General features: G+C 70.6%; 13 protein-coding genes. All 13 read left to right on the top strand.

Features of this window, described 5'->3' with window-relative positions; genetic code table 11:
• Positions 1-64 precede the first annotated feature (64 nt).
• The 13 genes from ACWGKT_RS43415 (at position 65) to nusB (ending at position 13,118) form a co-directional block, all read left to right on the top strand.
• Positions 65-520, top strand: coding sequence for a DUF948 domain-containing protein (locus tag ACWGKT_RS43415; protein ID WP_356153297.1), 456 nt, complete (start codon positions 65-67; stop codon positions 518-520).
• A 9-nt stretch (positions 521-529) separates the two neighbouring features.
• Positions 530-877 carry a hypothetical protein gene (locus tag ACWGKT_RS43410; protein ID WP_356153300.1) on the top strand — a complete coding sequence of 116 codons (348 nt, stop codon included), beginning with the start codon at positions 530-532 and terminating at the stop codon, positions 875-877.
• Positions 877-3,549 carry an alanine--tRNA ligase gene (alaS, locus tag ACWGKT_RS43405; RefSeq protein WP_453278032.1) on the top strand — a complete coding sequence of 891 codons (2,673 nt, stop codon included), beginning with the start codon at positions 877-879 and terminating at the stop codon, positions 3,547-3,549. Before ACWGKT_RS43410 ends, alaS begins: the two co-directional genes overlap by 1 nt.
• Before the next feature lie 16 nt (positions 3,550-3,565).
• Positions 3,566-4,030 carry a Holliday junction resolvase RuvX gene (gene ruvX / locus ACWGKT_RS43400; RefSeq protein ID WP_235458678.1) on the top strand — a complete coding sequence of 155 codons (465 nt, stop codon included), beginning with the start codon at positions 3,566-3,568 and terminating at the stop codon, positions 4,028-4,030.
• 122 nt (positions 4,031-4,152) lie between these two features.
• Positions 4,153-5,880 (top strand): endolytic transglycosylase MltG, encoded by a 1,728-nt coding sequence (mltG, locus tag ACWGKT_RS43395; RefSeq protein ID WP_453278031.1) that lies wholly within the window; start codon positions 4,153-4,155, stop codon positions 5,878-5,880.
• 135 nt (positions 5,881-6,015) lie between these two features.
• Positions 6,016-6,855: a shikimate dehydrogenase gene (locus ACWGKT_RS43390; RefSeq protein WP_453278030.1), complete on the top strand. Its 840-nt coding sequence runs from the start codon at positions 6,016-6,018 to the stop codon at positions 6,853-6,855.
• 165 nt (positions 6,856-7,020) lie between these two features.
• Positions 7,021-8,205, top strand: a complete 1,185-nt coding sequence (gene aroC / locus ACWGKT_RS43385) for a chorismate synthase (RefSeq protein WP_356153313.1) — start codon at positions 7,021-7,023, stop codon at positions 8,203-8,205.
• A 32-nt stretch (positions 8,206-8,237) separates the two neighbouring features.
• On the top strand, positions 8,238-8,720 hold the full coding sequence (locus ACWGKT_RS43380; RefSeq protein ID WP_453278044.1) for a shikimate kinase: 483 nt from the start codon (positions 8,238-8,240) through the stop codon (positions 8,718-8,720).
• Entirely contained in the window at positions 8,717-9,808 is a 1,092-nt protein-coding gene (gene aroB, locus ACWGKT_RS43375; RefSeq protein ID WP_453278029.1) for a 3-dehydroquinate synthase, read from the top strand. The genes ACWGKT_RS43380 and aroB overlap by 4 nt, the downstream gene beginning before the upstream one ends.
• Before the next feature lie 174 nt (positions 9,809-9,982).
• Positions 9,983-10,858 carry a Pro-rich N-terminal domain-containing protein gene (locus ACWGKT_RS43370; protein WP_356153319.1) on the top strand — a complete coding sequence of 292 codons (876 nt, stop codon included), beginning with the start codon at positions 9,983-9,985 and terminating at the stop codon, positions 10,856-10,858.
• A 96-nt stretch (positions 10,859-10,954) separates the two neighbouring features.
• The gene (locus ACWGKT_RS43365; protein ID WP_453278028.1) at positions 10,955-12,058 is read left to right on the top strand and encodes an aminopeptidase P family protein; all 1,104 of its coding nucleotides are present in this window, start codon (positions 10,955-10,957) and stop codon (positions 12,056-12,058) included.
• Positions 12,059-12,114: 56 nt separating this feature from the next.
• A complete protein-coding gene (gene efp, locus ACWGKT_RS43360) occupies positions 12,115-12,681 on the top strand; it encodes an elongation factor P (RefSeq protein WP_235458685.1) in 567 nt (188 codons plus the stop codon).
• A gap of 2 nt (positions 12,682-12,683) precedes the next feature.
• Positions 12,684-13,118, top strand: coding sequence for a transcription antitermination factor NusB (nusB, locus tag ACWGKT_RS43355; protein ID WP_356153324.1), 435 nt, complete (start codon positions 12,684-12,686; stop codon positions 13,116-13,118).
• Positions 13,119-13,181 lie beyond the last annotated feature (63 nt).

Raw genomic sequence — 13,181 nt, 5'->3', positions numbered from 1 at the left:
CACCCCTGGCGCGATAGGCTCGGTGCACGACTTTTTCGATGTAGAGGCACGTTTCAGGGAGCGGGTGCGCACAGTGTCCGGTGGAGAGGTGGCCGGGATTCTGGTGGCCGTCTTCTGGGCGATCCTGGTCTCCTTCCTCGCCGTCGCGCTGGCGAGGCTGGCCCAGACGCTCAAGGCGACCACCAAGCTCGTCGCGGATGTGACCGACCAGGCCGTCCCGCTGCTCGCGGACGCCTCCGCGGCCGTGCGTTCCGCGCAGACCCAGATCGACCGTGTCGACGCGATCGCGTCCGACGTCCAGGAGGTCACGTCGAACGCCTCCGCCCTGTCGACCACCGTCGCCTCCACCTTCGGCGGCCCGCTGGTCAAGGTCGCGGCCTTCGGCTACGGCGTGCGCCGGGCCCTGGGCGGCCGCAAGGAGGACGTGCCCGCCGAGGCGCCGAGGCGTACGGTGATCGTGGGCAGGACGGTACCCGCCGCGCGCCGGGGCAAGCGGAACTCCCGAGGGAAGAAGGACTGAGACCGAGCGATGTTCCGCCGTACGTTCTGGTTCACCACAGGTGTCGCCGCGGGTGTCTGGGCCACCACCAAGGTCAACCGCAAGCTGAAGCAGCTGACCCCCGAGAGCCTCGCGGCGAGCGCGGCGAACAAGGCACTGGAGGCCGGTCACCGGCTCAAGGACCGCGCGGTCGGCTTCGCGCTCGACGTCCGCGACAACATGGCCCAGCGGGAGGCCGAGCTGGAGGACGCGCTGGGCATCCAGTCGGACCCCGAACTCCCCGCGCCCCGGCGGTACACCGCCATCGAGAACGACCGCAGCAACCCGCAGTACATCGAGAACACGACGTACTCGTACAACCGGAATGAGGACCACTGATGGAGTCGGCCGAGATTCGCCGCCGCTGGTTGAGCTTCTTCGAGGAGCGCGGTCACACCGTCGTCCCTTCGGCGTCGCTCATCGCGGACGACCCGACTCTGCTCCTCGTCCCGGCCGGCATGGTGCCCTTCAAGCCCTACTTCCTCGGTGAGGTCAAGCCGCCCTTCCCGCGCGCCACCAGCGTGCAGAAGTGCGTGCGCACGCCCGACATCGAAGAGGTCGGCAAGACCACCCGCCACGGCACGTTCTTCCAGATGTGCGGAAACTTCTCCTTCGGCGACTACTTCAAGGAAGGCGCCATCAAGTACGCCTGGGAGCTGCTCACCAGCCCCCAGGACAAGGGTGGTTACGGCCTTGAGCCGGAGAAGCTCTGGATCACCGTCTACAAGGACGACGACGAGGCCGAGCGCATCTGGCACGACGTCGTCGGCGTGCCGAAGGAGCGCATCCAGCGCCTCGGCATGAAGGACAACTACTGGTCCATGGGCGTCCCCGGCCCCTGCGGCCCCTGCTCCGAGATCAACTACGACCGCGGCCCCGAGTTCGGTGTCGAGGGCGGCCCCGCCGTCAACGACGAGCGGTACGTGGAGATCTGGAACCTCGTCTTCATGCAGTACGAGCGGGGCGAGGGCATCGGCAAGGACAACTTCGAGATCCTCGGCGAACTGCCCAGCAAGAACATCGACACGGGCCTCGGCCTGGAGCGTCTCGCCATGATTCTGCAGGGCGTGCAGAACATGTACGAGATCGACACCTCCATGGCCGTGATCAACAAGGCCACCGAGCTGACCGGCGTGGCCTACGGCGACGCCCACGCCTCGGACGTCTCGCTGCGCGTGGTCACCGACCACATGCGCACCTCAGTGATGCTCATCGGCGACGGCGTCACCCCCGGCAACGAGGGCCGCGGCTACGTGCTGCGCCGCATCATGCGCCGCGCCATCCGCAACATGCGCCTGCTCGGCGCCACCGGCCCGGTCGTCCTCGACCTGATCGACACCGTGATCCGGATGATGGGGCAGCAGTACCCGGAGCTGGTCACCGACCGCGAGCGCATCGAGAAGGTCGCCGTCGCCGAGGAGAACGCCTTCCTCAAGACGCTGAAGGCCGGCACCAACATCCTCGACACCGCCGTGACCGAGACCAAGGCCACCGGCGGTAAGGTCCTGGCCGGCGACAAGGCCTTCCTGCTCCACGACACCTGGGGCTTCCCGATCGACCTCACCCTGGAGATGGCCGCCGAGCAGGGCCTGTCCGTGGACGAGGACGGCTTCCGCCGCCTGATGAAGGAGCAGCGGGAGCGCGCCAAGGCCGACGCCCAGGCCAAGAAGACCGGCCACGCCGACATGGGCGCCTACCGCGAGATCGCCGACAAGGCCGGTGCCACCGACTTCATCGGCTACGCGGACACCGAGGGCGAGACCACCGTCGTCGGCATCCTGGTCGACGGCGTCTCCTCCCCGGCCGCCACCGAGGGCGACGAGGTCGAGATCGTCCTCGACCGCACCCCGTTCTACGCCGAGGGCGGCGGCCAGATCGGCGACACCGGCCGGATCAAGGTCGACTCCGGTGCGGTCATCGAGATCCGCGACACCCAGAAGCCGGTCCCGGGCGTGTACGTCCACAAGGGCGTCGTCCAGGTCGGCGAGGTGACCGTCGGCGCCAAGGCGCACGCCTCGATCGACGGCCGCCGTCGCACGGCCATCGCCCGCGCCCACTCGGCCACCCACCTGACCCACCAGGCCCTGCGCGACGCCCTCGGCCCGACGGCCGCCCAGGCCGGTTCGGAGAACCAGCCCGGCCGCTTCCGCTTCGACTTCGGTTCCCCGTCCGCCGTTCCGACGGCCGTGATGACCGACGTCGAGCAGAAGATCAACGAGGTGCTCGCCCGCGATCTCGACGTGCACGCCGAGATCATGGGCATCGACGAGGCCAAGAAGCAGGGCGCCATCGCCGAGTTCGGCGAGAAGTACGGCGAGCGGGTCCGCGTCGTGACCATCGGTGACTTCTCCAAGGAGCTGTGCGGCGGCACGCACGTGCACAACACCTCCCAGCTGGGCCTGGTGAAGCTGCTCGGCGAGTCGTCCATCGGCTCGGGTGTCCGTCGTATCGAGGCCCTCGTCGGTGTGGACGCCTACAACTTCCTCGCCCGCGAGCACACGGTCGTCGCCCAGCTCCAGGAGCTGGTCAAGGGCCGCCCGGAGGAGCTCCCGGAGAAGGTCTCCGCCATGCTCGGCAAGCTGAAGGACGCCGAGAAGGAGATCGAGAAGTTCCGCGCCGAGAAGGTGCTGCAGGCCGCCGCCGGTCTCGTCGAGTCCGCCAAGGACATCCACGGTGTGGCCGTCGTCACCGGCCAGGTCCCGGACGGCACCACCCCGGACGACCTGCGCAGGCTGGTGCTCGACGTGCGCGGCCGCATCCAGGGCGGCCGGGCCGCCGTGGTCGCCCTCTTCACGGTCAACAACGGCAAGCCCCTCACGGTCATCGCCACCAACGACGCCGCCCGCGAGCGTGGTCTCAAGGCCGGCGACCTGGTCCGCGCGGCCGCCAAGACCCTCGGTGGCGGCGGTGGCGGCAAGCCGGACGTCGCCCAGGGCGGCGGCCAGAACCCGGCCGCCGTCGGTGACGCCGTCGACGCCGTCGAGCGCCTGGTCGCCGAGACCGCCAAGTAAGGATCGGTTCGGAATCATGCGCAGAGGACGTCGACTCTCGATCGACGTCGGGGACGCCCGCATCGGGGTCGCCTCGTGCGACCCCGACGGGATCCTCGCCACCCCGGTGGAGACCGTCCCCGGGCGGGACATCCCGGCGGCCCACCGCCGGTTGAAGCAACTCGTCGAGGAATACGAGCCGATCGAGGTCGTCGTCGGCCTCCCCCGCTCCCTCAAGGGGGGCGAGGGCCCGGCCGCGGTGAAGGTCCGCGGCTTCGCCCAGGAACTCGCGCGCATGATCGCGCCGATTCCGGTGAGACTCGTCGACGAGCGGATGACGACCGTGACGGCCAGTCAGGGACTGCGCGCTTCGGGCGTGAAATCCAAGAAGGGCCGGTCTGTCATCGATCAGGCGGCAGCTGTCATCATCCTGCAGCAGGCCTTGGAATCCGAACGGGTGTCAGGTAAAGCACCCGGCGAGGGCGTCGAAGTGGTCATCTGATCGCGATACGGTAACGTTCCGCGCGATGCGATGGTGTTTCGAACTGCCACCGCGCAGCAAGAGGCGGAACGGAAGCCGGCCCTCGGGCCGCGTGAGCGCCGCCTCGCGGCTCTAGGGGATAGATGACTGAGTATGGCCGGGGCCAAGGCTCCGAACCGTGGCATCCGGCGGACCCGCTGTACGGGGACGCCGGATGGGAAGGGCAGCAGGCACATGTGGGCCGGCAAGCTGCCTACGGCGGCCAGCCGCAGCAGCAGTACCCGCAGCAGCCGCAGCACGACGAGTGGGGCCAGGAGCAGCAGCCCGGATACGGCCAGCAGCAGTACCAGTACTACGACCAGCAGGGCCAGCAGTACGCCGGGCAAGAACAGCAGTACGCCGGGCAGGGACACCAGCAGTACGCGGCACAGGGCCAGCCGCAGTACACCCAGGGCAGCTGGGACGCGACCGGCACCCACGGGCACGTGCCCTACGCCGCCGACCCGGGCGACCCGTACGGTCAGCAGGCCGTGGCCTACGGCGGGGAGCAGCCCGACTACTACGGCACGCCCGACGCCTACCCGCCGCCGCAGCCGCCGGGCCGCCGGCGTCCCGAGGCCGAGCCCAAACCGGAGGCCGACCCGGAGACCGACTGGGATCCCGGACCCGACCAGGGCGAGCACGCCTTCTTCTCGGGCGACGACGATGACGATGACGACGAATTCGACGCCGACCCGAAGGGCCGACGCGGGCGGGGCAAGGCGGTCAAGGGCGGCAAGGGCGCCAAGAAGAAGCGGCGCAGCGGCTGCGCCTGCATGGTGGTCGTCCTGGTCTTCGGCGGCGGCCTCGGCGGTGTCGGATATTTCGGCTACAAGTTCTACCAGAACCGTTTCGGCGCTCCGGCCGACTACGCGGGCGCCGGAAACGGCGAAGAGGTCACGGTCGCCATTCCGAAGGGCGCCGGCGGCTGGGAGATCGGCCAGAAACTGAAGGACGCGGGCGTCGTCGAGAGCGCGGCCGCGTTCGTCTCCGCCCTGCAGGCGAATCCCAAGGGCAAGTCGCTCCAGGACGGTGTCTACACGCTGGAGAAGCAGATGTCCGCCGCGAGCGCGGTGGAACTGATGCTCAGCCCGAAGAGCCGCAGCAACCTGATCATCGCCGAGGGCCTGCGCAACACGGCGGTCTACGGCCTGATCGACAAGCGCCTCGGAGTGGCGAAGGGCACCACGGCGGGTATCGCGAAGAAGGACTACAAGCGCCTCGGCCTGCCCGCGTGGGCACTGAACCACGCGAACCTGAAGGATCCGCTGGAAGGATTCCTCTACCCCTCCAGCTACGCGGTCACCAAGGAACAGAAGCCCGAGGCCGTCCTGAAGAACATGGTGTCCCAGGCCACCGCCAAGTACCAGGAACTGGGCGTGGAGAAGAAGGCCAAGGACCTCGGCCTCGACAGTCCCTGGCAGTTGCTCACCGTGGCGAGCCTGGTGCAGGCCGAGGGCACGAGTCACGACGACTTCCGCAAGATGGCCGAGGTCGTCTACAACCGCCTCAAGCCCGACAACCCGCAGACCTACGGGCGGCTGGAGTTCGACTCCACGTACAACTACGTGAAGAACCAGAGCAAGATCGACCTGAGCATCGCCGAGCTGCGCAAGTACAACAACCCGTACAACACGTACTACGTCAAGGGCCTGCCGCCCGGCCCCATCAGCAACCCCGGCGAGGAGGCGCTCGCGGGCGCGCTCGACCCGACGGGCGACGGCTGGTACTACTTCATCTCCATGGACGGCAAGACCAGCAAGTTCACCAAGACGCTCGCGGACCACGAGAAGCTGGTCAACGAGTGGAATGCCTCGCGGAACAAGAACTGAAGTCCGTGGCGACGCGGGCGATATAATCCGCACAGACCGTCGGCCAGCGGGTCTTCGGTCGATGAGCGGCGATGTCCCGATCCCCGCCAGGCGGGTGGCCGACGGGAGATCCGCGAGGCTCAAGGACGGGTTCCCATGACATCACGGGTAGTCGACGGCCGCCGGGCCGCCGTACTCGGTTCGCCCATCGCCCACTCCCTCTCCCCGGTGCTGCACCGGGCGGCCTACGACGCACTCGGCCTCAGCGCCTGGTCGTACGACCGCTTCGAGATCGACGAGGGCGCCCTGCCCGGCTTCTTCGACGAGCTCGGCCCGGAGTGGGCGGGACTGTCGCTGACCATGCCGCTGAAGCGGGCCGTCATCCCGCTGGTGGACGAGGTCAGCGAGACGGCCGCCTCGGTCGACGCCGTCAACACGGTGGTCTTCACCGAGGACGGACGCCGCATCGGCGACAACACCGACATCCCGGGCATCGTGGCCGCCCTGCGTGAGCACGGCATCGACCAGGTCGATTCCGCGGCGATCCTCGGCGCCGGCGCCACCGCCTCCTCGGCGCTGGCCGCCCTCGCCCGCATCTGCACCGGCGAGGTCGTCGCCTATGTGCGCAGCGAGGCCCGCGCCGCCGAGATGCGGCGGTGGGGCGAGCGGCTCGACGTCGAGGTCCGTACGGCGGACTGGGCGGACGCGGCGCAGGCGCTGCGCGCCCCCCTGGTGATCGCCACCACGCCCGCGGGCACCACCGACGCCCTCGCCGCCGCCGTACCGGAACGCCCCGCCACCCTCTTCGACGTGCTCTACGACCCCTGGCCCACCGAGCTGGCGGCCCGCTGGTCCATGTTCGGCGGCGCCGTCGTCAGCGGCCTCGACCTGCTGGTCCACCAGGCCGTCCTCCAGGTCGAGCACATGACCGGACACGCGCCCGCCCCGCTCGACGTCATGCGCAGGGCCGGGGAGAAGGCCCTCGCCGGGCGCTGACGTCCGCCGCCGCGTCCGCCTGCTGGACCTTCGGCCGGGTCCGGCCCCCGGACGTGGGAGGATCGGAGGTGCCGGACCGGGGCCGCGCACCCGGTCGGGCCGTCGCCGTACGCGAGGACGCGCGTACGCAGGGCAGTACCAGGGCGCGAGCACTGAGGAGCATCGTTGAGCAGGCTGCGTTGGCTGACCGCGGGGGAGTCCCACGGTCCCGCACTTGTCGCGACGCTGGAGGGCCTTCCCGCCGGCGTGCCGATCACCACGGAGATGGTCGCCGACCACCTCGCGCGGCGGCGGCTCGGCTATGGACGCGGTGCGCGGATGAAGTTCGAGCGCGACGAGGTCACCTTCCTCGGCGGCGTCCGCCACGGCCTCACCCTCGGCTCCCCGGTCGCGATCATGGTCGGCAACACCGAGTGGCCCAAGTGGGAACAGGTCATGGCGGCCGACCCGGTGGACCGCGAGATCCTCGACGGGCTGGCCCGCAACGCCCCCCTGACCCGCCCCCGCCCCGGCCACGCGGACCTCGCCGGCATGCAGAAGTACGGCTTCGACGAGGCCCGGCCGATCCTGGAGCGCGCCTCCGCGCGCGAGACCGCCGCCCGCGTGGCGCTCGGCGCCGTCGCCCGGTCGTACCTCAAGGAGACGGCCGGCATCGAGATCGTCTCGCACGTCGTCGAGCTCTGTTCCGTGAAGGCCCCGCAGGGCGTGTACCCCACCCCGGCCGACGTCGAGAAGCTGGACGCCGACCCGCTGCGCTGCCTCGACGCGGACGCCTCGAAGGCGATGGTCGCGGAGGTCGACCAGGCCCACAAGGACGGCGACACGCTCGGCGGTGTGGTCGAGGTCCTGGCCTACGGCGTTCCGGTCGGCCTCGGTTCGCACGTGCACTGGGACCGCAAGCTGGACGCCCGGCTGGCCGGTGCCCTGATGGGCATCCAGGCGATCAAGGGCGTCGAGATCGGCGACGGCTTCGAGCTGGCCCGGGTGCCCGGCTCCAAGGCGCACGACGAGATCGTGAACACCCCCGAGGGCATCCGGCGCGTCTCCGGCCGCTCCGGCGGCACCGAGGGCGGCCTGTCCACGGGTGAGCTGCTGCGGGTGCGGGCCGCGATGAAGCCGATCGCGACCGTGCCGCGCGCCCTGAAGACCGTGGACGTGACCACCGGCGAGGCCACCCAGGCCCACCACCAGCGCTCCGACGTCTCCGCCGTGCCGGCCGCCGGCATCGTCGCCGAGGCGATGGTCGCCCTCGTCCTCGCGGACGCGGTCGCGGAGAAGTTCGGCGGCGACAGCGTCCCCGAGACCCGCCGCAACGTGCGCTCCTACCTCGACAACCTCGCGATCCGGTGAGCGCCGTGCCTGTGGTCGTCCTGATCGGCCCGATGGGCGTGGGCAAGTCCACGATCGGCGAACTGCTCGCCGAACGGCTCGGCGTCGGCTACCGCGACACCGACGAGGACATCGTGGCTGCCGAGGGCCGCGCCATCGCCGACATCTTCGTGGAGGACGGCGAGCCCGCCTTCCGCGTGCTGGAGAAGCAGGCCGTATGCCGGGCGCTCGCCGAGCACGAGGGCGTCCTCGCGCTCGGCGGCGGCGCGATCCTCGACGCGGACACCCGCGCGCTGCTCGCCGGGCAGCGCGTGGTGTACCTGTCCATGGATGTCGAGGAGGCCGTCAAGCGCACCGGCCTGAACGCGGCCCGGCCGCTGCTCGCCGTCAACCCGCGCAAGCAGTGGCGCGAGCTGATGGAGGCGCGGCGGCACCTGTACGAGGAGGTCGCCACGGCCGTCGTACCCACCGACGGCCGTACCCCCGAAGAGGTCACCCGAGCAGCGCTGGACGCACTGGAGTTGAAGGAAGCATGAGCGAGGCAGTGACGCGGATCCAGGTCGGCGGTACGGCGGGCAGTGAGCCGTACGAGGTCCTGATCGGCCGTCAACTCCTGGGCGAGCTGGGCGGATTGATCGGCGACCGGGTCAGGCGGGTGGCGGTGATCCACCCGGAGGCCCTCGCCGAGACCGGTGACGCGCTCCGCGACGACCTGGCCGGGCAGGGCTACGAGGCCGTCGCCATCCAGGTGCCCAACGCGGAGGAGGCCAAGACCGTCGAGGTCGCCGCCTACTGCTGGAAGGCGCTCGGCCAGTCCGGCTTCACCCGCAGCGACGTCATCGTCGGTGTCGGCGGCGGCGCGACCACCGACCTGGCCGGGTTCGTGGCGGCGACCTGGCTGCGCGGGGTCCGCTGGATCGCGATCCCGACGACCGTGCTGGCCATGGTGGACGCGGCGGTCGGCGGCAAGACCGGCATCAACACGGCCGAGGGCAAGAACCTCGTGGGCGCCTTCCACCCCCCGGCGGGCGTGCTGTGCGACCTGGCCGCGCTGGACTCGCTGCCCGTCAACGACTACGTCTCGGGCCTGGCGGAGATCATCAAGGCCGGTTTCATCGCCGACCCGGCGATCCTGGAGCTCATCGAGTCCGACCCGGAGGCGGCCCGGACGCCCGCGGGCCCGCACACGGCCGAGCTCATCGAGCGCTCGATCCGGGTCAAGGCGGAGGTCGTCTCCTCGGACCTGAAGGAGTCCGGTCTGCGGGAGATCCTCAACTACGGCCACACGCTGGGCCACGCCATCGAGAAGAACGAGCGCTACAAGTGGCGGCACGGCGCGGCGGTCTCCGTCGGCATGCACTTCGCCGCCGAACTCGGCCGCCTGGCGGGCCGGCTGGACGACGCGACGGCCGACCGCCACCGCACCATCCTGGAGTCGGTCGGGCTGCCGCTGCACTACCGCTACGACCAGTGGCCCAAGCTGCTGGAGACGATGAAGGTCGACAAGAAGTCCCGCGGCGACCTGCTGCGCTTCATCGTCCTGGACGGGCTCGCCAAGCCCACCGTCCTGGAGGGACCGGACCCGGCCGTGCTCCTCGCCGCGTACGGCGAGGTCGGGCAGTAGGTCCGCGCACGATCCTTCCGCCCGGTTTCGTCGCGTGGCGCGGGCACTTCGGGCCGCCCTCGGCCGTTTCACCAAATGACGGCCGGGGACGGTACCGTTCGGTAGCGAGCGGGGGTGCGCATGCACCCCGCTGCCAGCACCAATTGCCTGTAGCACGAGACGGAGTGGCACCGGATGCAGCACGCAGTGGGGTCTCCGCTGCCGCCGCCCCACCAGCCGGGGCAGGGAGCGGCGGCCGGCTGGGCGCCGACCGCACACCACCCGGGTCCGCACCACCCGGGAGCCCCGCAGGGTCCCGCACCCGTGCCCCCGCCGCCACCGGCTCCCGGCTACAGCGGGGCCGCGGTCCCCTCGGGACCGGTCCCGCCCGCGTCGCAGCACGCCCACGTCCCGCCCACGCCGGAGACCACCGGCCATGTCCCGCTGCCGCCCGGCGGACCGGTGGGCATGCCCAGCCCGCCGCCGGCCCCGGCCACGGTTCCCGACCCGACGAGCACGACCCTGGCCGTGCTGCTGATCGGCCCGGCCGGAGCGGGAAAGACCAGCGTCGCCAAGTACTGGGCCGACCACCGCCGGGTCCCCACCGCCCACATCAGCCTCGACGACGTGCGCGAATGGGTCCGCTCCGGCTTCGCCGACCCCCAGTCCGGGTGGAACGACCACTCCGAGGCGCAGTACCGTCTCGCCCGCCGCACCTGCGGCTTCGCCGCGCGGAACTTCCTCGCCAACGGCATCTCGTGCATCCTGGACGACGCCGTCTTCCCGGACCGCCCGGTGGTCGGCCTCGGCGGCTGGAAGCGCCACGTGGGCCCCGGCCTCCTGCCCGTCGTCCTGCTCCCCGGCCTGGACATCGTCCTGGAGCGCAACGCGGAACGCAGGGGCAACCGCCGCCTCACCGACGAGGAGGTCGCCCGTATCCACGGCCGCATGGCCGGCTGGTACGGCTCGGGCCTCCCGATCATCGACAACTCCCAGCTGGACGTCCCCAGCACGGCCCGCATCCTGGACGACGTCCTGGCCAGGGCCATAGCAAGCCCCCCGAACTGGTAGGTCACGGGCACCCGGCGCACGGCGGTCGAGACCATCCCGTCCCCCGACCGCACCTCCCAACCGGCACAATCCGCCCACCGCTCCTAGGCTCGTGTCATGTCCGAGGTGTACGCGGCCCGCCGAGCCCGCCTGAGGGAACGCTGCAATGCGGGCGGCAGCCCATCCGCGCTGGTCTCCCGCCCCGCCAATGTTCGCTACCTCGCGGGCGCGGCCCCGCAGGGAGCCGTCCTCCTGCTGGGCAAGAGCGAGGACCTGATGGTGTGCGCCGCCCCGCCCGAAGACCGCCCTTCCGAGGGGCGCCCGGACGAGAACCTCCGGCTGCACATCCTGTCCGGCGGGGGCGACCCCGCCGTCGCCGCCGCCGATCTCGCCGGGGGCCAGGGCGCCGACGGCCTCGCCGTGGAAGAGCACCACCTCACCGTCGCGAGGCACCGGGCGCTGACGTCCGTCGCCCCGAGCCTTCAGCTGGCCGACCTCGGCGGAGCCGTCGAGCAGCTGAGGGTGGTCAAGGACGAGGAGGAGATCTCCTGCCTCAGGATCGGGGCGGAGATCGCCGACCAGGCCCTCGGCGAGCTGCTGGAATCCATCCTGGTCGGCCGGACCGAACGGCATCTCGCCCTGGAGCTGGAACGGCGCCTGGTCGATCACGGCGCCGACGGCCCCGGCTTCCCCACCGCGGTGGCCACCGGACCGAACGCCGGCCGGCGCTGCCACCGCCCCACCGACCGCCGCGTCGAGGAGGGCGACTTCCTCTCCGTCTGCCTGGGGGCCACCTACCGCGGCTACCGCTGTGAGATCGGCCGTACCTTCGTCATCGGTACGTCCCCCGCCGACTGGCAGATCGAGCTGTACGACCTGGTCTTCGCCGCTCAGCGCGCCGGTCGCGAGGCCCTCGCGCCGGGCGCCGCCTACCGCGAGGTGGACCGCGCGGCCCGTCAGGTTCTGGACTGCGCGGGGTACGGCGAGGGCCTCCCGCCGCTCACGGGACATGGTGTCGGACTCGAAATCGACGAGGACCCGCAATTGTCCCCCTCGGCAATGGGTAAACTGGACGCTTGCGTGCCGGTCACCGTCGAACCCGGGGTCCACCTCCCGGGCCGGGGCGGCGTCCGGATCGATGACACGCTCGTCGTACGCCCCGAGGCGGACGGCGGACCCGAGCTACTCACCATCACGACCAAGGAGCTGCTCGCGCTCTAGCCTCGCGCTGTGCGCATGCCCCGGGGTCGTACGTCAGTCCAGGAGATTCCGCAACCGTGGCTTCCACGAACGACCTCAAGAACGGCATGGTGCTCAAGCTCGAAGGCGGCCAGCTCTGGTCCGTCGTCGAGTTCCAGCACGTCAAGCCCGGCAAGGGCCCGGCCTTCGTGCGCACCAAGCTCAAGAACGTGCTGTCCGGCAAGGTGGTCGACAAGACCTTCAACGCCGGCGTCAAGGTCGAGACGGCCACCGTCGACAAGCGCGACATGCAGTTCTCGTACAAGGACGGCGAGTACTTCGTCTTCATGGACATGGAGACGTACGACCAGCTGCACATCGACCCGAAGGCCGTCGGTGACGCCGCGAACTTCCTCATCGAGGGTTTCACGGCCGTCGTCGCGCAGCACGAGGGCGAGGTGCTCTTCGTCGAGCTCCCGGCCGCTGTCGAGCTGGTCATCGCCGAGACCGAGCCTGGCGTCCAGGGCGACCGCTCCACCGGTGGCACCAAGCCCGCCACCCTGGAGACCGGCCACCAGATCCAGGTCCCGCTCTTCATCACCACCGGTGAGAAGATCAAGGTCGACACCCGCAGCAGCGACTACCTCGGCCGGGTGAACAGCTAACCGTGGCTGCCCGCAACACGGCCCGCAAGCGTGCCTTCCAGATCCTCTTCGAGGGCGACCAGCGCGGGGCCGACGTCCTGACGGTCCTCGCGGACTGGATCCGGCTCTCCCGGACCGACGACCGGCAGCCGCCGGTCAGCGAGTACACGATGCAGCTGGTCGAGGGCTACGCGCAGCACGCGCGGCGCATCGACGAGCTGATCGCCCAGTACTCGGTCGGCTGGACGCTCGACCGGATGCCGGTGGTCGACCGCAACATCCTGCGCCTGGGCGCCTACGAGCTGATCTGGGTCGACGAGACCCCGGACGCCGTGGTCCTGGACGAGATGGTGCAGCTGGCGAAGGAGTTCTCCACGGACGAGTCGCCCTCGTTCATCAACGGCCTGCTCGGCCGGCTGAAGGAGCTCAAGCCGACGCTGCGCCGCGAAGAGGCGTAACGGGGAACCAGCGGCGCACCACGCGACGCAACACGCCGGAGGGCCCGCAGCGCGACTGCTGCG

This window comes from Streptomyces sp. NPDC054794, from assembly GCF_053611585.1.
The sequence above is the reverse complement of the archived record's forward strand: the minus strand, read 5'-3'. Positions and strand labels throughout refer to the sequence as shown.

Bases quoted from the DNA above. Each gene is read 5' to 3' on its own strand.
- ACWGKT_RS43380 (WP_453278044.1), top strand. From the start codon at position 8,238: ATGGGCGTGGGCAAGTCCACGATCGGCGAACTGCTCGCCGAACGGCTC.
- alaS (WP_453278032.1), top strand. From the start codon at position 877: ATGGAGTCGGCCGAGATTCGCCGCCGCTGGTTGAGCTTCTTCGAGGAG.
- aroB (WP_453278029.1), top strand. From the start codon at position 8,717: ATGAGCGAGGCAGTGACGCGGATCCAGGTCGGCGGTACGGCGGGCAGT.
- ACWGKT_RS43390 (WP_453278030.1), top strand. From the start codon at position 6,016: ATGACATCACGGGTAGTCGACGGCCGCCGGGCCGCCGTACTCGGTTCG.
- ACWGKT_RS43370 (WP_356153319.1), top strand. From the start codon at position 9,983: ATGCAGCACGCAGTGGGGTCTCCGCTGCCGCCGCCCCACCAGCCGGGG.
- ACWGKT_RS43410 (WP_356153300.1), top strand. From the start codon at position 530: ATGTTCCGCCGTACGTTCTGGTTCACCACAGGTGTCGCCGCGGGTGTC.
- mltG (WP_453278031.1), top strand. From the start codon at position 4,153: ATGACTGAGTATGGCCGGGGCCAAGGCTCCGAACCGTGGCATCCGGCG.
- ACWGKT_RS43365 (WP_453278028.1), top strand. From the start codon at position 10,955: ATGTCCGAGGTGTACGCGGCCCGCCGAGCCCGCCTGAGGGAACGCTGC.
- ruvX (WP_235458678.1), top strand. From the start codon at position 3,566: ATGCGCAGAGGACGTCGACTCTCGATCGACGTCGGGGACGCCCGCATC.